This window comes from Mesorhizobium sp. WSM3864 (assembly GCF_002294955.1).
Taxonomy (GTDB): Bacteria; Pseudomonadota; Alphaproteobacteria; order Rhizobiales; family Rhizobiaceae; genus Mesorhizobium.
In genome coordinates, this window is the sequence record NZ_NSGD01000017.1 from 63176 (window position 1) to 86176 (window position 23001).

Annotated in this window: 23 protein-coding genes, 3 pseudogenes and 1 riboswitch; of the genes and pseudogenes, 12 read left to right on the forward strand and 14 right to left on the reverse strand. The window is 57.3% G+C overall.

Features of this window, described 5'->3' with window-relative positions; all coding sequences use genetic code 11:
* Positions 1-74 precede the first annotated feature (74 nt).
* The 7 genes and pseudogenes from CK215_RS25115 to CK215_RS25150 all read left to right on the forward strand — a co-directional run.
* A pseudogene (locus CK215_RS25115) lies at positions 75-1069 on the forward strand (porin); the annotation flags it as partial.
* A 278-nt stretch (positions 1070-1347) separates the two neighbouring features.
* Positions 1348-1458, forward strand: a riboswitch (TPP riboswitch).
* Between the two features lie 197 nt (positions 1459-1655).
* Positions 1656-1862 carry a hypothetical protein gene (locus CK215_RS31970; RefSeq protein WP_245418795.1) on the forward strand — a complete coding sequence of 69 codons (207 nt, stop codon included), beginning with the start codon at positions 1656-1658 and terminating at the stop codon, positions 1860-1862.
* Positions 1863-1919: 57 nt separating this feature from the next.
* Positions 1920-2117 (forward strand): hypothetical protein, encoded by a 198-nt coding sequence (locus CK215_RS30925; RefSeq protein ID WP_141245526.1) that lies wholly within the window; start codon positions 1920-1922, stop codon positions 2115-2117.
* Positions 2117-2356 carry an RNA-binding protein gene (locus tag CK215_RS25130; RefSeq protein ID WP_095832505.1) on the forward strand — a complete coding sequence of 80 codons (240 nt, stop codon included), beginning with the start codon at positions 2117-2119 and terminating at the stop codon, positions 2354-2356. Before CK215_RS30925 ends, CK215_RS25130 begins: the two co-directional genes overlap by 1 nt.
* Positions 2357-2431: 75 nt before the next feature.
* Entirely contained in the window at positions 2432-2974 is a 543-nt protein-coding gene (locus CK215_RS30930) for a hypothetical protein (protein WP_141245527.1), read from the forward strand.
* 3 nt (positions 2975-2977) lie between these two features.
* The gene (locus tag CK215_RS25145; RefSeq protein ID WP_095832508.1) at positions 2978-4096 is read left to right on the forward strand and encodes an XRE family transcriptional regulator; all 1119 of its coding nucleotides are present in this window, start codon (positions 2978-2980) and stop codon (positions 4094-4096) included.
* A gap of 45 nt (positions 4097-4141) precedes the next feature.
* Entirely contained in the window at positions 4142-5038 is an 897-nt protein-coding gene (locus tag CK215_RS25150; protein WP_210201689.1) for a DDE-type integrase/transposase/recombinase, read from the forward strand.
* A gap of 45 nt (positions 5039-5083) precedes the next feature.
* Here CK215_RS25150 and CK215_RS32315 read toward each other — a convergent pair whose 3' ends face one another.
* Positions 5084-5212: a hypothetical protein gene (locus CK215_RS32315; RefSeq protein WP_280953088.1), complete on the reverse strand. Its 129-nt coding sequence runs from the start codon at positions 5210-5212 to the stop codon at positions 5084-5086.
* Between the two features lie 27 nt (positions 5213-5239).
* Here CK215_RS32315 and CK215_RS25160 point away from each other — a divergent pair.
* The 3 genes and pseudogenes from CK215_RS25160 to CK215_RS25170 all read left to right on the forward strand — a co-directional run.
* Positions 5240-5768 (forward strand): annotated as a pseudogene (locus CK215_RS25160) (phosphomethylpyrimidine synthase ThiC); the annotation flags it as partial.
* Positions 5769-6331: 563 nt separating this feature from the next.
* The gene (locus CK215_RS25165) at positions 6332-7084 is read left to right on the forward strand and encodes a carbonic anhydrase (RefSeq protein WP_095832511.1); all 753 of its coding nucleotides are present in this window, start codon (positions 6332-6334) and stop codon (positions 7082-7084) included.
* 157 nt (positions 7085-7241) lie between these two features.
* Entirely contained in the window at positions 7242-9749 is a 2508-nt protein-coding gene (locus CK215_RS25170) for an ATP-binding protein (protein ID WP_095832512.1), read from the forward strand.
* Between the two features lie 116 nt (positions 9750-9865).
* Here CK215_RS25170 and virB11 read toward each other — a convergent pair whose 3' ends face one another.
* The 12 genes from virB11 to CK215_RS25230 all read right to left on the reverse strand — a co-directional run bounded on the left by virB11 (position 9866) and on the right by CK215_RS25230 (position 19611).
* Positions 9866-10906, reverse strand: a complete 1041-nt coding sequence (gene virB11, locus CK215_RS25175; RefSeq protein ID WP_095779897.1) for a P-type DNA transfer ATPase VirB11 — start codon at positions 10904-10906, stop codon at positions 9866-9868.
* A complete protein-coding gene (gene virB10, locus CK215_RS25180) occupies positions 10890-12032 on the reverse strand; it encodes a type IV secretion system protein VirB10 (protein ID WP_095832513.1) in 1143 nt (380 codons plus the stop codon). Before virB10 ends, virB11 begins: the two co-directional genes overlap by 17 nt.
* Positions 12029-12910, reverse strand: coding sequence for a TrbG/VirB9 family P-type conjugative transfer protein (locus CK215_RS25185; protein ID WP_095832514.1), 882 nt, complete (start codon positions 12908-12910; stop codon positions 12029-12031). Before CK215_RS25185 ends, virB10 begins: the two co-directional genes overlap by 4 nt.
* Complete coding sequence (locus CK215_RS25190; protein ID WP_095779900.1) at positions 12907-13620, reverse strand: type IV secretion system protein VirB8; 714 nt, start codon at positions 13618-13620, stop codon at positions 12907-12909. The genes CK215_RS25185 and CK215_RS25190 overlap by 4 nt, the downstream gene beginning before the upstream one ends.
* A complete protein-coding gene (locus tag CK215_RS25195) occupies positions 13617-13775 on the reverse strand; it encodes a type IV secretion system lipoprotein VirB7 (RefSeq protein ID WP_095779901.1) in 159 nt (52 codons plus the stop codon). The genes CK215_RS25190 and CK215_RS25195 overlap by 4 nt, the downstream gene beginning before the upstream one ends.
* A gap of 27 nt (positions 13776-13802) precedes the next feature.
* Positions 13803-14690 (reverse strand): type IV secretion system protein, encoded by an 888-nt coding sequence (locus tag CK215_RS25200; protein ID WP_095779902.1) that lies wholly within the window; start codon positions 14688-14690, stop codon positions 13803-13805.
* A 58-nt stretch (positions 14691-14748) separates the two neighbouring features.
* Positions 14749-15432 carry a type IV secretion system protein VirB5 gene (locus CK215_RS25205; protein WP_095779903.1) on the reverse strand — a complete coding sequence of 228 codons (684 nt, stop codon included), beginning with the start codon at positions 15430-15432 and terminating at the stop codon, positions 14749-14751.
* 13 nt (positions 15433-15445) lie between these two features.
* Positions 15446-17815 (reverse strand): VirB4 family type IV secretion/conjugal transfer ATPase, encoded by a 2370-nt coding sequence (locus CK215_RS25210; protein ID WP_095779904.1) that lies wholly within the window; start codon positions 17813-17815, stop codon positions 15446-15448.
* A complete protein-coding gene (locus CK215_RS25215; protein WP_095779905.1) occupies positions 17815-18147 on the reverse strand; it encodes a type IV secretion system protein VirB3 in 333 nt (110 codons plus the stop codon). The genes CK215_RS25210 and CK215_RS25215 overlap by 1 nt, the downstream gene beginning before the upstream one ends.
* On the reverse strand, positions 18140-18445 hold the full coding sequence (gene virB2, locus CK215_RS25220) for a pilin major subunit VirB2 (RefSeq protein WP_245322506.1): 306 nt from the start codon (positions 18443-18445) through the stop codon (positions 18140-18142). The genes CK215_RS25215 and virB2 overlap by 8 nt, the downstream gene beginning before the upstream one ends.
* Before the next feature lie 74 nt (positions 18446-18519).
* Positions 18520-19302: a type IV secretion system lytic transglycosylase VirB1 gene (locus CK215_RS25225; RefSeq protein WP_095779907.1), complete on the reverse strand. Its 783-nt coding sequence runs from the start codon at positions 19300-19302 to the stop codon at positions 18520-18522.
* 87 nt (positions 19303-19389) lie between these two features.
* Positions 19390-19611: a hypothetical protein gene (locus CK215_RS25230; RefSeq protein ID WP_095779908.1), complete on the reverse strand. Its 222-nt coding sequence runs from the start codon at positions 19609-19611 to the stop codon at positions 19390-19392.
* A gap of 690 nt (positions 19612-20301) precedes the next feature.
* Here CK215_RS25230 and CK215_RS25235 point away from each other — a divergent pair.
* Entirely contained in the window at positions 20302-21021 is a 720-nt protein-coding gene (locus tag CK215_RS25235) for a response regulator (protein ID WP_095802551.1), read from the forward strand.
* A 27-nt stretch (positions 21022-21048) separates the two neighbouring features.
* Positions 21049-21535: pseudogene (locus CK215_RS31975) on the forward strand (ISKra4 family transposase); the annotation flags it as partial.
* Between the two features lie 106 nt (positions 21536-21641).
* On the opposite strand, the gene CK215_RS25245 reads toward CK215_RS31975, so the two are convergent.
* A partial coding sequence (locus CK215_RS25245) for a Ulp1 family isopeptidase (protein ID WP_245418796.1) occupies positions 21642-23001 on the reverse strand: 1360 nt, incomplete at its 5' end.

Here is a 23001-nt window from a genome sequence, read left to right on the forward strand (position 1 = left end):
GCGGCGGGCCTCGAGGCGGCGCTTGACGGAAGGGGGGCATGGGTCCTGCGCTGCCGCGCCCCCTGCGCACCGACACCGAGACCTGCCTGCGCATCGGGGGCTACATCCGTTACGACGTCGGCTTCGGCGATGTCCGATCGTATGACGGGGCAAGAACCACCGATGTGAGAACTGGCGAGGTTCAGGGCACCACAACACGCGTTTCACGTTCAAAACTTGGACGCGCCAGGAGACCGAGCTCGGCGCACTGAGGACCTACACTGAAAACCGCGTGAATTTCGGCAACCGCAACGCTTATCCAGGCCCGGACAGTCCTCAGAACTATGGCTTCAATAGCGGCGTCAAATTGACTTCCGCCTGGTTCCAGCTTGGTGGCCTCCGAGTTGGTAAGGACCATTCGCCCTTCGACACGCTTACAGGCTACGCCGGAAACGTCCTCATCAACGTACTCGTTCCGTACGGCGACTTCGATACCAACGTGGCCCAGTATTACTTCGATGCCGACAATGGCCTTTCGGCTCTGGTTTCACTTGAACAAGGGTCGGGTGTAGTCGGTACTAACCAGAGCCATGTCCCGCACGTCGTCTTCGGCGTAAAACAAACGCAGGGTTGGGGCGCGATCACCAGCGTAATCGCTCGTGACAGCAACTACGATGCTTTGGCCGGCAAGATCCGCGTCGATGTCAATGTCACGGATGTGCTGTCGCTATTCGGAATGTTCGGCTATGGCTCCATTGGCGTTACCAACGATGATCCAACCAGTGCAATCGCCGCTCACGGTCGCGGCTTCTACAAAACTTGGAGCGGCAACTGGGCTTTCTGGGCCGGCTCCACTTACGCACTCGACGAGAAAACTTCGTTCAACCTTCAGATCTCGGGCGGTCAGTTCAAGAACTATGGTGTGGGCGCAAACGTCGTCTACACGCTCGTTGCCGGTTTCACGGCGACGGTCGAAATCGACTACGGCCACTACGGCATCGGCATGGTCGACCCTTCGAACGTGAATTCGACGAAGGCTGACAAAAAAGATTGCCTCGGCGGCATCCTCAGTTTCCAACGCTCATTCTAATTGAATGAAAAATCTCTCGGTGGTCGATTGCGCGACTAGACTTTCTCGCCAGCTTGGCGACCATGCCCTTGCTCGAAAGCGAGCGCGGCTACAACACCACAATCGCTGCACCCCAGATCGCACTCAACCGGACTATGATCTTTGCAGAGCGCAACTTCGTGGCAGCACCTCTCTCTATCGGTTTACGCATCGGCGGTGCGGCCGAGTTCGGAGGATTGCGAGCCAGCCCGAATTTTGCTCGCTCGAAAGGCTTGGTTGAGCTTGCAAAGGCTTATCTCCGCAGTCACCAGGGGGTCCCGGCAAGGGCTGAGATACTGCTGGTCGCGGCGCAGTGACCCGTTGAACCTGATTCAGTTCATACTGGCCTAGGATGGTGCAAGCGCTTCGCGGGGTTTACGCCCTAGGTCCTGTTTCGAGCAGAGCGACCAAAGCGTCTTTTCATCCTTCCGGCACAGAGCTGGGTCTCCAATGCATGAGCAAAGGAGCCTCAAGAGATTGCCCTCACCCCCGCCGTGTCGACGGGACCACTGCCCACCTCGCGAAAATCCACAAGCCCGGTGCCATCCACCCGCACATCAGGGTGCCGATGCGCGAGATCTCCCTCCATCCGACGGCCGGCGAGCCGCCCGTGGCCGTTTACGATCCATCCGGCCCGTACACCGACCCGGCTGTCGAAACCTGCATCGAAATGGGCCCTGCCCGCCCATGCCAGGAATGGATCATGGCGCGCGGCGATGTCGAGGCCTATGACGGCCGGGTAGTGTCTCAGTTTGAATTATGCGAAAGCGCCTAGCGAATTTGAACCGATAGGCGAAAGCGCCTATGCTTAGCGGAAAGCATAGGAGATTTCATGCCCAAGCCGACAAACGCCGCCGACATGGCAAGAGCCGTTGGCGTCGATCCGAAGGCGTTCCGCCAAGCGTTGCGGAACAAGAACTTCCCTTGGCATAAGCACAACGATGATTGGGTCGTCGATCTGAACAGCGATGAGCATTCAGCCATGCGCACCGTTCTGGTAACGCTCTTGCGTCGAAAGAAGGACACCTGATGCCCACCGGACCTAAAGGCCAGAAGCGCCCCGCCGACGTGATCGGCAATGCCGTCCGCGTCATGCGCATTGCCACCGGCGAGGAAGCCGACGACACGCCGGATGACGGCAAGAGCGCCGCCGCCAAAGAGCTTGGCTCGAAGGGCGGAAAGAAGCGCGCCGCCAATATGTCACCGGAGCGGCGCGCCGAGATCGCCAAGAAGGCGGCGGAAAAGCGGTGGGCAAAAGGCTCGGAATAATTTCCGGAATATTTTTCTTCGTTTTTGTCGCGCGATGATGTAAGCTGCCGAGCAGAATCATCAGGAGTGCGGCTCGTGGAAACAGACATCGACGTCATTATGGATCGGTTGTCGCCTTATCTGGATCGCATCGACGCGATCCTTCGGCACGGCCACGCGACTTATGAGCGTTACGCGCCGGAAATAGTTCTGGACCACGATGCCAGCACTCAGGCCCACTGCACCTTTCGGCACACTTTGGCCGAAGCTCACAGAATTTTGGATGATCTGCCGAATGTCCGCCATATGGAAATCCGGGGCCAAAATCTGTGGCTGATCGAGGCTGCCAATTCTGTAATCCGCTTCAAGAAGACGGACGAAGATGGCGTGTCTTCCAACTACCCGACACCGCAAGCCGTTGCCTTCGACGAAGGTGAGGAATTGCCTGGTCTGACACCAAAGCCCACGCGCCTAACTGCCGGATATCTTCTTGATGCCACAGGCACGGGGTTCATGAGGTCGCAAATATCGCTTCCGACTAACAAGGGCGCGATGTGGTGTGCGGCGATTGTTCCGTTCGAATCGAGGGCAGCCGACGAAGCTGCTTGGTATGAGGTAACCCGGCAGCGCCGGTTCTAAAAAATGCAGCAGATTGAAATGTTTAATCGCCACATGATGGCGCTCGCCCGCGATTCTCGCGGGTTCAATCAGTCTGTGCTTGCCGACAAAATGGGAGTAGCCCAAGGCACGATTTCAAAGGTCGAAGCCGGCTTGATGTCGGCACCGGAAGATTTCATAACTGCGCTGGCTGACACACTCAGTTACGAGCCAGATTTCTTTTTCGAAACTGGTCGCCCCTATGGGATGCCGCCTTTCCACTACAGAAGGCGAAAGAAGCTCGGCCAAAAGCCGCTCGACAAGATGATAGCGGAAATGAACATCCGCCGGATACATCTTGGGGTACTGCTAAAATCTGGCGGCGTGAAATCGAATGGTTTCATCCCGGAAATCGACCGGGACGAATACCAAGGCGCGACCTCTCGCGGGTTCAGCATTGAAGATGCCGCTCGACAACTGCGCGAAACCTGGATGCTGCCAGATGGCCCCATTGAGAATGTAACCGCCCTGATTGAGGATCACGGCGGCATCGTCATCCCCTGTAATTTTGACAGCGACTTGATCGACGCGGTGAGCCAGAGGATCGATGGTCTTCCGGTCCTATTCTTCGTGAACATGAACGCTCCTGCCGACCGGATTCGGCATACCCTCTGTCACGAGCTGGCGCATATGGTTCTGCATACGACCACGTTTTTAGATGATGAGGTCATGGAACAAGAAGCCGACCAGTTCGCAGGCGCGTTTCTTTTGCCAGCGAAGTCAATTCGGCCTCAGTTGACCAAATTTGAGTTTAGACAGATTGCCAATATGAAGAAATATTGGAAAGTTTCAATGTCTTCAATCGTCATGAGAGCAGATCGCCTGAGTTATGTTACGCCATATCAAAAGAAATCGTTCTTCATTCAGATGAGCAAGCTTGGCTATAGGAAGAACGAGCCTTACGAGCCTCCGAAAGAATACCCTATTAAGATAAACAAACTTATTGAATATCATAGAAGCGTACTTGGATATTCCAGTAAAGAACTAGCAAAAACTCTGTACATATCCGAGGCGGAATTTGACCGCATGTACGGTTCACAGATGCTTGGTCCACACGGCGCGGGAGGTCATACGGGGAGGCCGGCGCTTCGCATTGTGAGGTGAACTTTCATGCTTGACACTAAGCATAAAAGTTCACATATTAGGGGCATGAACAAGCTGCCCCTGCAAACCCGCGTCCAAATCCTCTCGATGCTTTGCGAGGGTAGCTCGATGCGGTCGATCTCCCGCGTTGCCGATGTATCGATCAATACGGTTTCCAAGCTGCTGGTCGATGCCGGCAAGTTCTGCGCCGACCTACATGACCGCGAAGTCCGCAATGTCACTTCCAAGCGGATTCAGTGCGACGAAATTTGGAGCTTCGTTGGCGCGAAGGCCAAGAACGTTTCGACCATGAAGCAGCCCGTTGAAGGCGCTGGCGACGTGTGGACCTGGACTGCTCTGGACAGCGACAGCAAGCTTATCGTGTCGTGGCTGGTCGGCGGTCGCGACGGCGAATATGCGCTGGCCTTCATGGATGACGTGAGGGACCGTCTTGCGAACCGCGTCCAGCTTACGACCGATGGTCACCGCGCCTATCTCGATGCGGTCGAGGAAGCCTTTGGCGCCGACATCGACTACGCGATGCTCATCAAGCAGTATGGCGAGCCGGAAGGCAACAAGTCGCCAGAGCGCCGCTACAGCCCGGCTGTCTGCACCGGTGCGGTCAAGACCCGCGTTGAAGGCAATCCCGACCCGGAGCATGTCAGCACGTCGCATATCGAGCGCGCCAACCTCACCATGCGCATGGCGAACCGTCGCTTCACGCGCCTTACCAATGCGTTCTCAAAGAAGTTCGACAATCACGTTCACATGGTCGCGATCTACACGGTCTGGTACAACTTCATCAAAATGCACAAGACGTTAAAGATGACGCCGGCCATGGCCGCTGGCGTGTCGAAAACTCTCTGGTTGATGGAAGACCTTTGCGAGAAGACGGACGCCGTTGCGCCGAAGCCGGGCAAGCGCGGCCCGTATAACAAGCGCGAGAAAGCTGCTATCGCTTAAGCGATGAGGAAAACCGTCTTAACGATGTTGGAGCAGCATGTGCTCCTAGGCGAGCGCCACATTGCGCGCCAGCGTGAGATTGTCGCCGACTTCCACCATAAGGGCTTTAGGACGGACTTGGCCGAAGAGCTTTTGACCTTGTTTGAGCAGATGCAACTTCTGCACATCGCTCACCGGGATCGGCTTTTAAATTCAAACTGAGACACTACCGACGGCCGCCATGTCAGGCCGGAGGACAATGGATCTGCGACGGGCGAAAGCCTGACGCTGGAATTTCCGATGCGCAACCGGCCGCTGCGAGCGAAGTCCGCCAAGGCCGTGACGCAGATTGCCTATGCGCGCCGGCATCATCACGCCTGAGATGGAGTTCGTCGCCATCCGCGAGAACCTCGGCCGTGAGCAGTTGCGTTCGAAACTTCAACGCGAAGGCGAAAGCTTTGGCGCCGCGATCCCTGACTTCGTCACGCCGGAATTCGTGCGCGACGAGGTGGCGCGCGGCCGCGCCATCATCCCGTCCAACATTTACCACCCGGAAAGCGAGCCGATGAGATTATCGGCCGCAATTTCCTGGTCGAAGATCAACGCCAATATCGGCAACTCCGCCGTCAGCTCGTCGATGGCCGAGGAGGTCGAGAAGATGGTGTGGGCGATCCGCTGGGGCGCCGATACGGTGATGGACCTCTTGACCCGGCGCAACATCCACAACATCCGCGAATGGATCGTGCGCTCCGAAGCGAGAATGGCAGGGTGCTCGCTTGATGCGGTCACGGGTGCCGAATCGAGACTCGCCGTCAACAGCTTCGACACGGGGCGGCCCTGAGCTGCTTGAGCGGGCGAAGGTTCGATAGCACCCGCCGAAGTGAGGCGGTCAGTACCGCGGATTGCGCGTGAATGCATCCAAAACGTGAATGTTCGTAATTGAAGCAATCGATTTCTCTGGTCGACGGATGATGAATATGAAGGCGTCACGAGGCCGAGGATGCGATCTGGATACCCAGGCCACCAGAGGGTCGGGGAAGCAACAACCACGTATTGGCGCAGATAGCTCGGACCAGGTGAGAATGGCCGCTACCAACCGCATACCGTCGGTGAGGACAATGACAAGCTCAGCGGCGGTCCCGACGAGGATGTCGTCTATGCGCCGACATGAAGCGCTGCGTGACGCGCTGGTCGTATGCCGAGTTGTTCGGGGTAGTTGCGATCATGTTGCCACACCATGGTGGTTGCGAGCGCAGTTCCCGCCATGCCAACCGCAAATGATAAACTCAGTTCACGTCCAGGAGCGAAAGCAATATGCATCGTCGTAGTCTGATCAAAGGGTTCGTTGCAATCGGCGCGTGTCCCATTTGCGCTGATGCCGCGGGGGCGGCGAGCACCCATTGGGGATATGCCGGCCCGGCCGGGCCCGAACACTGGGGCGATCTGGATAAGACAAATTTCGTCTGCTCGGCGGGCACACAGCAATCGCCGGTCGATATCAAGGGCGCGGTGAAAGCGGATATTCCGCGCATCGCCATAGGTTGGCACAGCGGCGGCGGCAGGATGGTGAACAACGGCCACACCATTCAGATCAACCTGCCGCAAGGCAGCACGCTCACTCGAGGGGATCGTGTGTATGAGCTGCTCCAGTTCCATTTCCATGCGCCAAGCGAGCACCACGTCGCGGGCAAGAGCTTCCCGATGGAAGCGCATTTTGTCCATAAGGACACCGACAGCGACACTCTGGGTGTGCTGGGCGTTTTTCTAGTGCCAGGCGCCACAAATGCCAGCTTTGCCAGGCTTGCTGCAGCATTTCCCGCAACATCAGGCGAAGAGGCAGCCGTCGACGAGGTCGACCCGAACGGGCTTCTGCCGGCTTCGCTTGGCTACTGGACATATGAAGGATCTTTAACGACGCCGCCATGCACCGAAAACGTCGACTGGATGGTGGCGACGGAACCGGTTGAGGTCGACCCAGCGGACATCAAGCGCTTTACCTCGCTCTATCCCCGGAACGCGCGCCCTATCCGTTCGCCCAATCGGCGCTTCATCCTGGGCCTCCCCTGAGGCCCCTGCCGCCGTGAGGGAGCGAAGCGCCGCCTGCGCGGAGATTCATCTGCTTCCAAGATCGTAAGGCGCCCGTTGGGCGCTCATTCTGGTCCTGGAAGCGGACCATGACCAAATTCGGCAACGGTGTTTAAGCCGTCCAAGGAGAGAGGTAGGTGTGGCTTTCCTGTTCCAGCAGCATCCGGCCGCATACCGAACCCGGGTGGCGCCGGAATTCTCGTCGGACCGCCGCCAGGCGTGCACGACGGATCAAACGCCGTTTCCTTGGAAAACATGGCTCAGTTCCGATAAGGCAATTCTAATTGGCCTAGCCGCCTCGGTTGCGCTCTTGGTCGGAACCCAGTGGCAGGCTCCCGAGATCAACGACGCGGTCCTAAGCCAGCTGCGTACTATTCAGATCAACGATGCATTGCTCCAGCGGGACGTCGCTCGCGCGCGAACCGATATGGCATTGGACTTCCGTTCGGTTGCGTCTACGGGACAGGCGCTGCAAAGCGACGTCGAAAACTTGCAACACCATTTGGAGATTTCGCCAGATGAGAGCTCCAGGGAATCCGCACTGCTCGCGCAGCTTAAAAACTCGATCAAAAACACTGAGGCGGCCATCTCAGCCTGGGTCAAGCAAAATCAGCTCATGAAAAGCTCTGTCGCAGACCTTGCTCGCTCGATTTTTCTCCCTGGAGAGGGCAGGCTTGAACTTTCCAAGCTAGTGCTGTGGCTCAACCTCGCATCACATATGGATCATCCTCTCGAGCGATTAGCCAGGCAGGCCCGGGCTGCCGCGGATGTTGTGGGCAAGGCCGGCGCTGCGGTGTCTTCCTTATGGAGGTTGGACCAAGCTGCCAATCAGATCGCATTCCTCGACACGTCCTCCAAGGCTGCCGAGCTGGAGCGAGAGCATCTGAAAGGCTACAGCCTGGCCAGCGCGCAAGCGCAGCGTGCGCGACTTTTCTTTGGCTTGCTGTCCATATGCATCTGCTTGTCTGCGATCATTCGATCCTCCAGACGGCGTCTGCGGACGAACCGACTGAAAAGGCGGTTGGAGCTTGAAGAGGCGATGAGCGAGATCGAAGCTCGCTTCGACGACAGTAGAGCAACGAACGACGGGGCGCGCTTTTCCACCGAAGCAGCGCTCAGATTCGTTCAACGCGTTTTCGATGCGGATCAATGCGCGCTTGCTCTGGTTGATCCGAGCCTCAGCATGCATACTGAGTGCTTTGTGGCAAACACGTGCATACCCGTCTGGAACCTCGCCCTTATTGATGAAGTCGTTTCACTTGTCTGCGCCGGACGGCCAGTGTTTCGCGTAGTTCCTGCGGCCGAAGTGGTTCGGACCGCCATAGGCACTTCCGGTGTTTGTCAAATTGTTGCTTGCAGGGCCTCCGCTCAGCAGGCTGCGGTTTGCATCCTTGTTTTTGAACGAGCTCGCTCACTCCCCTCAGCTGACGACCTCCGGGTTCTTGGCAGTGCTATTGTGCGTTTGAGCCACCATCTTGAGATGCAACGTGTAAATGCCGAACGCGACCTTCTGGTGAGTCGATGTGAGCATTTGGAAAGGCTAAGGACCGTCGGCACGATCGCAAGCGGTGCCACACATGAGTTCAACAATATTTTAGGCGCAATAATCGGATATTCAGAGGTTGCCCGAGGTCTTGTACGTCGTCCCTCTAGAATTCGGAACCACATCGACCAAATCATCTTAGCTGGACACCGAGCCAAGCTGATCGTTGACCAGATCTTGTCACTCAGCCGAAATCAAAAGCGCGTGGCAGCGCCTATCAGCGTCTCCGAGATTGTTATGGGTCTTGCGCCATTGCTGCGGGTTACAGTTGGTGCGGGTATTCAGTTGAACTTCAAGATCGACGAGTGGCAAACGGTGGTCGAGGGGAGCCCAACCGAGATACAGCAGATCCTTATGAATTTGTGCAAGAACGCGTCGGAGGCTGTCTTGAACCAGGGCCGTGTCGAGATTAGCGTTTCTCGCGCCCAGGTGTGCCAAACAAAGCCGCTGGCTCAGGGCACCTTGAGACGTGGAGATTACGTTCTCCTCTCCATCAGCGACGATGGTCCAGGAATTGCAACTTCGATACTTCCGCGTGTCTTTGAGCCCTTTTTTACCACCCGCTCTCGCGTCGGCGGGACCGGGCTGGGTCTTGCTGCGGTTGACAGGCACGTGAGCGCGCTCGCAGGATGCCTCGACGTCACCTCGGCTGTTGGCCGAGGTACCCGCTTCGATATCTACTTACCGGCCTCCGAGGAGGAGCCAGTCAGCGCTGACATCGCGGTCGGCCCATACGACGGATCACTTGGCAGCGGAGAAATCATTGCAGTCGTGGAGCGCGACCCAGCAGAGTTGGAGACCTACACGAAGAAAATCGCCGCGCTGGGTTATAAGCCGGTCGGCTTCGCGACCTTCAAAAGCCTTTGCGGCTGGATCGAGAGTGGGAAGGCAGCCGACCTGCTGATCTTGGGTAAAGCGCCTTTCCTCGAGCGAGTACAGGCCGAACCCATATGCCCCACCCTCATGGCGGTGCCTGTCATAGTCGTCGGTGAGATCGACCCCATGCCGGTCACATTTGATAATCAGGCCTTCGTCTTTTGGTTATCGGAGCCTGTCTCGTCCCGGACAATGGAGCATGCGGTTCGTACCATGATGATGGCATGATGCCGCCGACTTGTTCAGGCTACCCAAGCAATCTGACAAGCCCCGTCAAAAGAGATATCGATGCAGAACAAATGACGCGTCTCGTCGCCGACTTATGGATCTACGTTATTCCAGCCTTAGTGCTTGTTGAGAAGGTCGGCTACTGTCTCTCCCCGTCGACGGGCATCGGCGGCGAGCCATACCTCTCCCACCTCATACACGTCGCCTTGGGTACGGAACGGTACAATGACGTCAATAGCAGCCGATAGCATGTCCAGAAGCGTGCGGTCTTCCACAGCGGCTCCTTGCGCGCTGCTCTTGACGAGTGAAAAGAGCTTTTTAAAACCTTGGACCGGATCAGCCCCATGAATCGTTGATATCGATCCCGCATGGCCGGAGACGACTTCGCTAAGGTAGGCCCAAGCAGCATCATCGCGCATTTCGCCAAGCAATATTCGATCAGGGCGCATGCGCAAGCTGGCTTGCAATAGCTGCTCGGCTGTCACCGTACCAACGCCTGCTCGGTCCTTCGGATAGAGTAACCGGACATGGTTCTCGTGTGGGATTGCAAGTTCGAGCGTATCCTCGATACTGATCAACCTCTCTTGCGGGGGTATAGCGTCGATCAGAGTCTTGCTCATTGTCGTTTTGCCGCTTCCAGTAGGTCCGCAAAGCAGCATGGTAAGTCGCCCGCAAACGCAGGCCCGCAGAAATTCCTCCAAGTCACCATGGTCGTAGTGCTGAAGAATCGTTTCGTCCTGCCGCTCCTGGCGCTCTTTTCTTGACCGCCATTGATTCCAACGCGAGTATTCGTAGCGAGAAGAAACTTCCTTGAGTTCGGTCACACGACTTGAGGGACGCCGTATCGTCAGGCTTATTGTTCCTGAGGGTACTGCGGGCGGCAAACAGATCTGCAGCCGCTCTCCGTTCGGCAACTCAGTCGCACATAGGGGGCTTTGGGGTCCGACATCTTGCTTGCGCAACGCTCCAGCGAGTATCGCGATGTCTTCCAGATCGTCATAAGATAGCGGTAGCGGATGTTTCGTGAAAACGCCGGCCTGTCGGACAAAGGCTTCCCCAGGCCGGTTGATAGCGACCTCTTCGGTTCTTGGCTCCTCAAGCCATTTTAGAACGGGCTCAAGAAGCAAACGCAACTGAGGGTCAGCCTCCGATCGCATTGTTGTCTCTCCTGCGTTCGCGATGTTGGCGGCTTGGCGCCGCGGCAGTGGCTCTAAGATCGTATACATCTGAGAAATCGAGGTCGCGAGCCACAAAGATGGATACTGCATCTCCCTGGTTTTTCTTCAGCGTTGGCGGAATGTTGACCGTCCCTCTCAGTGTCGCCTCGACCGCTTGTCCACCATTGCTCTGGAAGCTGTTGATGCCGCTTCCTCCGCCAGAGCTGGCCGCGTATTGACCGGCCGCCTGAAACGCGCCTTGGATGACGCTCATGAGAATCGCGCCGCCAAAGCGTTCCCGGAAGTGACTGTCCACCGTGCCAGGCATTCCGGAGCGGCCGAGCTCGTCAGCGCCGGGCGATGCTATCGAAACGAGGGCATGGTCGGGTGTTTCGATGCGCGTCCACAGCACGAAGACACGCGCATCCCCCTGCTGGAGACCGCGCTGGATTTCGCCAATCACGGTCGTCCCGCGGTCCAAGAGCACGACATTGTTGGTTGTGCCGCGGACGTCCTTAGGTAAGACGCACTTCACATAGCCGGGCAAATTTGTATCGACCGCCGTCTGCAAAATGCAGGAAATGATCGTTCCTTGAGTGATCACGAGATCAGGGTGCGGCAAAAGTGTGGCCCGGCTCGGCTCCTGTATATCGGGCTTCAATCGGCCTGACAGCTCGCCATCGATTGAAATCTCATCCTGTGTCGTGGGAGCATCCTTATGGTTGTCTTCGCTCCGCTGACCGTCACTGGGCATTTGACTGCTGCTAGTGTATGCGAAAATTGGTGTTTCCTCCGGCGGCGCATCAGTTGGCGCCGTTGGGGGCGACGTGGATGGTGCAGGATCTGCCGCCTGCACCGCCTGTTCGGGTGCTTGAGGTTCGGGAGCAATCTCAATTGGCGCGGGGCGGAATGGCTCGGCGTTGGCGACAATTGGCGGTTTTGGCTGAGATGGCTCGTCTTGTGTGCTGGAACGACCTCCGAGCCAGATGAGCGATAGAGATGAGACGAGAACAAGAGCAGCGACGGCCAACTTTTGCGATCCCGAAACATGCCGGCGGGTCGGCTCCGAGACCATCGATCCGGATGCATGGACATCATGTCCCGCCTGTGGGCCGGTTTCATTCATCGGCCCGAGGCTTTCAAAACGCGCCACACGTCGGGTGTCACTGTACCGGTCACTGGCGCTCGTCCCAAAGAATCATAAGCCCTGTTGAAAATGGACAAGACCGTATTTCCATCTCTCAGACGCCATTCCCGGGCGACTGCGGATACTTCAACATAATCCCCTTTGACCGTGTAATTGGCAGCTGCTTCCTTGCCGTCGGGATTGATTACGTAGAGAGAGGGTATGCGGGAATTTCTTGCGAAGCCAAATACGGTCGTAAAGCCGTTATCGAAAACTTCTAGCGGCGCCAGCGATCGATCGCCCTTTGCGACGTAGTGGAAATTGCTTTCGTCCGGACTGGCCGTTGCCGCAGGCCGATTGAACAAATCCTGAACTCTCTGTTGCTGCAGCACTTTCGCGCGGGCCTGACCAAGACTCGCGCGCCTTTCTGCTTCCTTTCTCTGAGCAGCAGCCTCATCATCAGGATAGGTGAACTGCACACTGTAGTATAGGTCAGGTTGCTTCTCGTCGAGTTTTGGCATCGCTCTGGTTGAAATACTGAAGACGTATCTCCGTGTACCCGACTCACTCTCGGCCAGCACAATGACCGGCTGCGGCGCGAGGATCCGGCTGGCCTTAAAAAAGAGGTAGTTGGCACGTGGGAGCGCAGCCAGGTCTTTGCTATTGGACACGGCCACGGCTGCGACGGTCTCGTTGGCCGCGAATGTGACAACCAGCGTTGCCCCCACGGCGGTCGATAGGTGCACCACTTCGTCAGGCCGGTAAGCAAGGTAGCGCATCCGAGCATCATGCTTGCCGGCAAGTGGTGTGTCTTCCGCAAACGCCTGCATCGTCAGGAAGAGTGAACAAGCCAGCGCGAGAAACGCTCTTTTTGTCATGGCTGCGCATTGCCCAGGTTGGATACGGTATCTTCCGAGGCCTGATAGGACGTGACCAGTAGACCTCCCGGATTGGTGAGCCTGGATTGCCCCGGCAGACCCGTCAGGCGCTCGTAGCGGATGGTAGCTGTCCAGGTGGTCACTATCGGCGACTGCCCATCGATAACAAGCATACGTTTGTATCGGATCTGCTGAACGTCGGGACTGATGTCGTTTGAAGAAATATGCCCGACCTCGAGCTTGCCGCGCTTGCCGACCGTGACTTGCGGCGAAGTGGGATTCGGATAGTTGAAGAACTCTTGATATTGCTGTTGCACGGCCGGTGCGCTGAAACTGGATACGAGGTCATAGGCGTATTGGGCCGTATCTGCCGTGTAGCCCTCGCGCAGGCGTACATATTCCCACAGCGAAGCATTTATGACGGCTCGGTCTTGGGTTGCGGGCAGTTGAGAAATTGACACTTCGCTGTCAATGGTCCCGTCCGGCCGTACCCAGAGGAACACAGGTACGAGCTTGGCCAACGGGACCATGGCAGCGATGGTAAATGCTTGGGCAACGTTTCCTAGCACCGCCACCGCCGCAAAGGCTATAAGGGCCTTTGACAGGCGCCGCGCAGACTTCGCTCGTGTAGTTTGAAACGCTTCCACCTTCTTGTAGTGAGCGGCTAGCGTTTCTCTCTCCACCAGAAGGGCATGTTCAGGAAATTTCACTTGGGCTCTTCCGCGCACTCGACCTGAAGATCCTCAGGGGTGGTTTCCCATTGTCCCGCGTTCAGTTGGAATGGCGTACCCGTGCAAGTCGCAAGCCGATCGGTTGTCTTGCAGGCCGCCAAAGCGAGGATTGACAAAAGTAGAAAGCGTTTCATGTTTTTCGCACCGCGCTTGTTGAGTGATTAACGACCCGCCGTTTTGGCAAAGTGGCGATTGAGGTTGTTTAAGGATCGGTTCGCCCCTGCCCAAGAGCCGCCGGCGATGCTACTGGCGATCGTCGGAAGTGCGATGATCAGAGCGTCGCCAGCCAAGAAAAGCATGTCGAGTTCGTAAAGTCCGATGATCTTGGCTGCTGTCGTGCCCGAGAGTCTGATCATCAAAAGCATGGCTACCAGCGAGGCTGCTTCGGCCGCGATAACTATAGTCGCAACGATGTTGAGAAGGAGAAGCAGCAGCCCGTACGAGAGCAGTTGGCCGATCCATCTGGTGGCCATGTCTCGAGTGTGATCAAAAAGGTAGCCGACAAGAACCAGAGGGCCGATCGCCAACAGCACCTTCGTCAAAATTCCAACGGCATCATAGATTTCGAATGCTGTCCACAGCGAGCCGTAGAAAATCCATTGCGCTCCCTCAAAAGCAATTATGTCCTGGCTGTTCATTGGCCCAATTTCGGAAGCAATCATCTGGAAGGCATACTGAGTTGACGCAAACATCCAGTCGAGCTTCTGAGGAATATCGATGAAAGGCAAGTTGCTGCCACTGATGCCGTGAGCAAATCTCGGAATCGTTTCGTCGAAGACCGTTTCAATGTATATCTGGTAGTTGGCCTGTCCTAAGATAAGGCTGACGACAATCGACACCATGATTACGCGCGTGATACCTCCACGCGCATCGACTTGACCCCGCATGACCAGACAGCCTTGGATTATTATCCAAAGCGTCACACACGCGACCAGAGGCGCGCTGATCGCCTCTTGGATTTTTTTAAGCACGTTGTGCAGCCCTGACGTAAAGGCCAGATGAAAGATCGTGTGTATGGCCGTGAATGGCGCTGGAATCTTGAAATTCATGGCCTGAGCCTGATTTGTCCCTGATCAGCGCAACTGAGCCGGATGAACTCTGCGTCGTTCACGGGAGGATGTTGAACATCTTGGCGGTGTCCTGGCGTTCGCGACGCTGCGTTGCGGCCTCCTCCACGGCGTGAAGGCTCCCTTGTGCAGTGGCCATCGTCAGCAGACTCGTGGCCTGGACATTTTGGATGATCGCATCGTGAATCTGCTTGAGGACCAGACCGTTGGTCACTGTGGCCTGCACAATATTTCGAGAGCGGGAAAGCTGATCAAGCGTGTCGGCGTTGTTCTTAAGGCGCTTGTCCATTACTTCCAGAGTGTCGGCTGCAAGAGCTGCGGCATTGGCGGCACCAGTGATTTGCCCCTTTAACAGTTTCCCTTCCGCATCGGTGCCGGTGACTATCCTAGTTGGGTCCTGCGCAATGTTACGCGCCATGGTAGAAACTGGCGCCCGAGCATCAAACATCTGCCCCTCCAGTTTGTTGCTCGACGGATAGTGATTTCCTTGGTTCAGTGCACCCAGCAGTCCCGTGACGCCAAATGACGACTTCAGCAACTCAACCATTTCGATCGTGGTAGCGAGCGTCTGGGCTGACTTTATAAGGATCGCCGCAGTGGAACCCGCTGTTAAGGCCGATTGTAATTCTGTTGCCGGGTCGCTGACAATGAATTGCGACCGGGCCTGCGTGCTCAGCAGAAAGGAAGCAGCAATCGTCGTTGCTGCAAGCTTGGCAAATCTCATGAATATTCCTCCGTCAGTCTTGAACTTCGTGATAACGAGCCATGAACTTGTCGAGCCACGCACTTGGGGCATCTCCGTGCTGGTCACGAAGCTGGTCGGCAAAGCGCACGGTGTTGGCCCGCCCCGAGAGCACAGCTACATATTCGCGCATCTGGCCAAGATCGAATTCGCAAACGACACTCCCGCTGTCGCGCTTGAGCAAAAACTTGCGGCTGCCAATTGCCATTCCCTGGCGGATTGCCTCGAACTCCTGCGTGGTGCACTTCAAGCCATCGACATACGCAGCCCGATCCGCCGTCGGTGATGGGTAGAAAATCTTCGTCATGCATTGTGCAACGAGACTGGCTCCGAGGGGCGATTCAAGCACGTGTTCAGGCTGCTGCGTTGCGAGTATCAACATCCCGTTGTTCTTGCGGACTGTGAGCAAGAACTTGTCGATAACAGCCGAGAATTGGGGGTTAAGCAGATAGAAGCGAAATTCGTCGCAGCTCATGACGAACCGGCGGCCATCGACAACAGCGCCCACGCGGTGCAGAAGATATGCGGCGGCCGGCGCACAGACCTCCTCAAATTCCAGGAGCTGTGTCATGTCGAAGCCCGTAATGGAGGCATCCAGCCTTACTTCGTCGACATCGCCGTCAAAGGCCCATCCAAGCGCATTCCCTCTACACCACCGCTGCAGCCGCGCTCCTGCGCCCTCGGAGGCGCCGTGCAGTAGGAATTCGCGCAGGCCCGCAATTGAGCGCATGACGGGTTCGAACGAAAGTTGACGAACAATGCCACGTTCCAGTCGACGGCTTTCCTCCGGCGAGATCGGGCCACGGCCGTCACTCTCGATTAGAGCCACCAGCCATTCGCGCAGAAAGTCCAACGAGGCGGAGGTATTGTCCAGTCCACGCAGAGGGGCCAAGCCGCTCGGAGCGCCTCTGCGCAACGCTAGATATGTCCCTCCGGTGGCTCGCACCAGCAGTTCACCACCCCGGTCCTTATCGAAAAAGACGATGGCACCATCGCGATCGAGCATGCTTTGCTCAAGCATCGCGAGGATAAAGGTCATCAGCGTCGTCTTGCCTTTGCCGACAGGCCCGAATATCGCCGTCATGCCGACGTCATTCTCATGGGGGATGTAGTCGAAAGAAGTTCCACCGTTGGTGCGAAAGCGCGCAACAGCTTTGCCCCAGTGGCCGGAAATGGAACCACTTGGGAAGTTCTCAAAAGAGACAAGCCCGGCAAAATTGTGCGAGGTGATCGCGCCGGGGCGCGTGCGCCACTTGTTGTTCCCCGGAAGTTGGGACCAGTACGCGGCCTCCATGCCGATACCCTCTTGGACGATAACGGCGCCCGCGTCGGCCAGCCTTGCGCGGGCATTTGCTGCCCGATCTGCAAGGCTGTTGAGGCTGTCGGCATAGACGCACAGACTCAAATGATGTGAACCCATGACGAACTCGTTACTTGCCAGTGCGTCCTCTGCTTCGGCCAGTTCATTGATCTGGGTGAGAGCCTTGTCGCCGGCGCTCGTCATCTGGCTGGACTTAAGGCTAAGCTTCGCATGAGCTTGTGGCCGAGTGAGGAAGGAAAAGCTCTGGCTGAGGACAAGCGGGAAATTGGCGGACAGCAACGGATTTAGCATGCCTGGCCGTGTCTTCGCCGGATATTCACGGAACGAAAACAATGACCCCACCGAGCTACCGCCGGGACTTCGAATCTCAAGCGCCCGCTTCCCGCAGATGACCTGGTCAGTGTAGATCGAGGCGCCAAGTGAGCCGGTAACCATCGGAACCGGAAGAAACCGGCAAGTCATTATCAGCCGAAGTGCCTCACCGATTTCGGTGAAGAGCACGTCGCCTTTCTCACGAATACCCAACCGGCGCAGACCGTAACCGCCGAGTGACCCAGCAATGATCTGCCAGAGGTCCTCCAGGCTTCGCATTTGTGTGGCCAGATCGTTGTCATTGCGCCTGGCGGATTTGGCAATGCGCCAGCCGATCTTGCCGATTGCGGTGCGGGGGAACACGACGACAGTGAGGAAGTGATCGTTGCGAAAGAGCTTGCCCGACAGCACACGGCTCTCGTAGGCCTCGCTTAGACTGCCAGCGAATGCACTTTGAAACTGGCGCGATCCCGGCTCCGGCACATCCTTGTTTCGCACAAGATGAGCGTATAGCGTGACATTGTCATCGGCGATGTTGCGCAAGAGAGTGTTGAACGCGCGGCAGCGCGAGTTGCGCATCTCAGCGTCTTCCAAATCAAAGGGCAGCCCGTTCACGTGTGCCATGGCCATGATCGACCCGTCTTCCAGAAGGACAACCTGGTCACTTAGATGACCGACATATGGAAGATAGATCTCGCCAGATCTTTCGGTCCGGCCACTGGCGCCAAACATTACACCATTCCTCTTCCGCGTTTCGGCACTCTGATCGGATTGGCGCTTACGCTCGCGCCGCCCCACACCTGCCCGTCCACGCTTCTGCCGGCCGTCTGCAAATAGAGGAACGCGACGCTTGCGGCGTTATAGTCACGCTCAACAATCAGCCGTGCTCCGAACCAGAGTGGCACAAGCACGACTTCATAAAGTGGGTTCTTGAGGATAATGATGACGAGCCCCGCCAACATCATCAGCAATCCGGCCAGCGTGAGCGGCACCCCTAGAAACAGTGCGGGGCGTGTCGCCGCCACATAGAGGGTGCTCACTTCTAATCGTCGCTCATCAGCCACCGCCTATGAGCGCCTTGCCCAGGAAACTGGCGCCAAACATGATGACGATCCCTCCAACGACACCCGCAACCAGGCCAAGTGAAGCACGACCGAACATCCAGGAGATACCGATAGCCACCAGCCCGAGCACGGCCAGTGATTGTCCGAAGGGGCCAAGGATGAAGGTGCAGATATTCTGGATCATCTTGGCAGGATCCGTCCCTCCGGTCACCTGGGCCGCGGCTGGCCCGCTGGAGAAGACCGTCCACGCCACGCATGCAGCAGCGGCCGGTACATATTCAGCCGTCATGCGCAGCATGGAAAAAGGAGAAGGAACACGCGCTTTAAGCGCACGGAGTATTCTGAGAGGCTTCATCATTGTAACTCCACGATTCAATCGAATACGAGCTTGTTCGGGCTCGAGGTTTCCAGTTCTTCCGCAGCCTGCCTGCCGGTCGGACCGGAGGGTTCGACCCCGGAGCGGTTTGGCTGATAGGAGCCCCAGATGTCCCAGGACTTTTGGTTGGGCTGCTTTGTATTGGCCTGTTGGCTCTGTTGGAGCAGAGACGGCACGGCTTTGCGACCTGGTGCCTCAAGATGTGACGCATCTCGGGCGGTCGGCTCCAGCATTCGCTCAAAGTGACTTGAGATGTCCTTTGCGGCCGACTCTACCTTGCGTACATAACCGTTGGCGAAGCCACGCGTGACGTCGCCGGTGTTATAGGCCGAGATGGCACGGCGAAGCGCCAGTTGCTGCGCCGGAGCAGTCGTGCCGCCGGCATACCGGCTTTCAAGCAAGTGGCCGGCAGCCGAAAGGGAGGCGCAGGGCTCGAAAGCCTTTTCCGGCGTGAGACTGAGCATGGGAAAGTTCTTGCTGTTTATCTGCATCAATCCAACATCGACAGAATGTTGTGCTTCGAGGCGGTCCTTGATGCCCCGCGTGGCTTCCAGGTGATTTATCCAGCGAAGCTGCTCGCCTGTGGTGTTGTCATGAGCCACCAGCGTTTCAAAGCCACTTTCAATCTTGGCAATCGCGGCAAGGGTGGACGGCGCAACCCAGGGAGCGCATTCGCGCGAAAGGCGATGGAACTCACGGGGCGAAAGTGGCGCGGGCTCGGCCGGAAGTGACATGGACGTCAACAGGGCAATAGCCAGCGGCCAAACTGCAATAAACATTTCCTCTCACCTACCTTTCCAAGCCGCCGGACAGCTTCTTGCCCTTCCGGCACGCTCTTATCGGGGAGGTTTGTTACTGTGTGATGTTCAAGTTAAGCCTTTTGGTATCAATTGAAACAAAAGACATTTGTTCAGGGCGAAGGCGCTGGGCTGAGTTGGCAGCAGTATGATGAGCATGCGGAACTTCTGGAAGGAGCCGGAACAATCGCAGCCGAGGTGGGCATAAAGGCCGTCCATGCCCAAGGTCACAGAGTGACGCTGGGGAACCTCGTTCAGCTGTTCGGCGGTGCTCTGAAATGAGGTGATCATACAAGATCCCATCGGCAGAAAACCGCAGGCCTTTGACGGAATCCGACGGGCTATCGCCAGCCTCAATCACGAGATTCGATTTTGGCGCTATCGAGTTCGAGGTGCTGCCCGTAACGTGACAGGCTCAATGTGGAGGTCTCGCGTAAGATGAGAAATGTTAGGTCGGACGGTGATCGTTCTCTGCCAAAAAAAGATGCGATGCCGCCGGCCATCTCGGAAGAACCCGGCTTGGCAGGCGACATGCTATTTGGCACAAAACCGCTATAGCGAATCACGTTGGTCCTTACGCCGACGACCTTTCAGGGAGAACGCGGCGCTGCTCAACCACGTCGGACTCACACGAGTCGGACGATGTCGATTAGGGCCGCAAGCGCCACATAACGTGACGATCATGCAACCACATTGGAGGCGAGTCGGCACCGTCGAACCCGAATAGTGTGAGCAGGCCCGTATCCAAACTGACAAAACGGGGAATCACGGCGCTTGAACCTGTCTGGCCTCACGGCTGGATGCATGTCGCCAATTCGCGATCGACAAGACCAGCTTTGTTACCGATTTTGGACGACCGAGGCCCTCGTTGCTGGCCGCCTGCAGCCGCGGGTGGGACCAAGGGGCAGCTGTTGTATGTCGGTGCCCTAGAATTGCTCGGCAAACAGCTTAGACCAGTGATTCGAGATTGAAGGTGAGCCGTTGAAACATGTTCTTGTCATCGATGACGATGCCGCAATGCGGCGCCTCATCGCCGAGTACCTCACGATGCATGCCTTGAAAGTAACCGTGGTGCCCGATAGCAAGCAGTTTGACTATGTTCTTGCACATGAGCCAGTCGATCTCGTGATTGTTGACCTTAACCTAGGCCGGGAGGATGGACTTGCGATCGTCCGCAATCTGGCGACAAAGTCGGACGTTCCGATCATAGTGATTAGCGGCGACCGGCTAGATGAGGCGGAAAAAGTGGTTGCACTGGAGCTCGGCGCAACCGATTTCATTGCCAAGCCTTTCGGAATGCGCGAATTCTTGGCCCGCATTCGCGTAGCGTTACGCGAGCGCATTCCGCGAACCAGAGATCAGCGCTCATTTCGCTTTGGGGCCTGGAAGCTCAGCGTCAAGCAGCGGCGACTGATCTGTGAGGTGCGTGGCGAGGTCAAGCTTACCGCATGCGAGTTCAATCTCTTGATGGCGTTCCTGGAGAACCCACGCAACGTGTTATCCAGAGAACGGCTTTTGCTCGCGAGCCGTGTGCGTGGAGAAGAGGTCTTTGATCGAAGTGTGGATGTCATGATCATGCGCCTGCGCCGAAAGCTGGAGGTTGACGCGGCCAATCCTCGCCTGGTCAAAACATCCCGCGGTGCAGGGTACTTCTTCAACGCTGACGTGGATGTCAGCTACGGAGGCACCTCGGCCGCTTGACCGGGAGCTATTCTGGAGTTTCCCGAGTACATCCGCCACCGTGGTGATCGGAAGAAAAATCAAGCTGATCGCCGGCCGCTCGCTACCTGAAGACGGCGCTTCGCGCTACATCGGTTTCGTCCACGGCGATGATCGCGAGCTGCAACGGCGCATTCTCGACCATCCAACAAGCAGGCGTCCAGGCTTACCTTCATCATACCTTCATCACCGACGGTGGGAAGAAGTCTGCTCGCTCACGGAAATGATTGCACCGGCGAGCGAGCATGCCCTCGATTGATTCCTTATCAGCATGCGCATCACGATCCTTCGCCAGTTCGTGCAAGGGCTCGAAGACCACGACGAGCAGGCCGGACAGGACCTGCTTGAAACCTTGCGCAGGATCAAATGGCATCTCTGGCATCATAACGTCTACTTGCCCGTGACGAACTCGCTGACCAGCATCTCGAAGCAGGCTAGTCTAGCGAACATGCGCAAGTTCCTGACTGCCGTTGGCGGGTTCCAAGCCTACATCGCCTTCCAACAGTGCCAGCCTGAAAAAATTCGGCAAGAGCTCCGGTCTGGAGATTGCGTCAGCGCCTCTGTCGTCGAAAGAGCTGTTCTGCTTGACCCACCCATGGAGCTCAACGTCCCGCGTCGGAGCGCTCTCTGCTTCTGGAGGAAGCCATCAGGGCAGCTCGGGCTTGATCGGGGGCTTGGCTGATGGACGTTGCGGTTCCTTCGCCCAGCTGCCCGATGGCGAGGCTTTGCCGATTATCGGTCTTCTGCCTCTCCCCTGGTCTCAAAAGCGCTGTGTAATGTTCATTGTTGATGATGACGCCCCCGCTGTTCACGCGGTTGCTCCTGTCAAGTGTACTCGTCATCTCGTTCTTGGCCCCGCGCGACTTGCTCAAGTGCTGGTCAAACGGCGCTGACGCGACTTGTCGGGCTTGCTGCTCTTGCAACACGGCGTGTTGCACCTGCGACCCGACTACTCCAAGAGCCTCCGCGCGGACTGCGGCAAGCTCGTGCGGCAAGCGGCCCTGCCTCAGTCGGTTTTGCAGCGCCTGCCGATCGGCGATGAGGTTGTCAAGATGCAGCGGCCGCTGCCGTTCCGGCCACTCTTGGTTCGCCAATCTCTGAACCAGCGCGCGCGTACCGTCCACCACGAAGACGCCGCAATCAACACCGTTGTTCTGCCGGGCCATGGCGGGTGTCACCAAGGTGGTCGCGTCCAGTCTTGCTGCGAGCTCTCGTGCAGGTGCGTCATTGTACCCCCGTCCATCGCGCTGAGGGATCGAGTCGTAGTGATAGGCGACCGCTCTTTCCGGGTCGCGGCGATCAACGAGAAGCAGCGACCAATGCTCAGGGGGTCCTTCATTCTCCACTGTAGCCAAGGGATTGCCACTGTTCACGGGCAGGAACACGAAGTCGGCTGCGACGTCGCTGTGATGATAGATGGACCGCAATGTAAGTTGTGGGTCCCGGTCGGGACGGCGCAGTTGCTGGGAGACCAAGGGATCAACCAGTCGCGTTCGGGCGGCGAGAGCTGGGTGGGCCGCCTGCAGGTTCTGCTCCAGCAACTGGTAATCCCTGCTGATATGGGCGTCATCCAGCAGCTCGGGGCCGAGCACCGCCCCCGGGGGGAAGTTGGACGAAGCTGACGGAAGCGCTCCCATCCGAGCATCGGAGGAGGTGGTCAGATCGACCAACGGAACACCGCGATAGGTGTCTGACAGTCTGGCGGTCGCTGGCGAGGCGGGCCCCCTTGGCGGTACTGCTGCCGCTGCAGCTTCATTCGTCCGACCCCGATCGACCAGCCAAAAGTCGTTGCGCCCTTCCGGCCTCTCGGCGGTGTTTCCGTGGCCTTTGATCTCGTAGTTCCATTCCGGCTTTTCCGCATCCGGCAGGAGGCCATGGCGGTTCAAGAAAGGGAGCATCGCGTCTGGGACGCGTTGGGCTCCATGGGAGAAGCCTTTGGGGACGGCGAATGAAACGTTTATA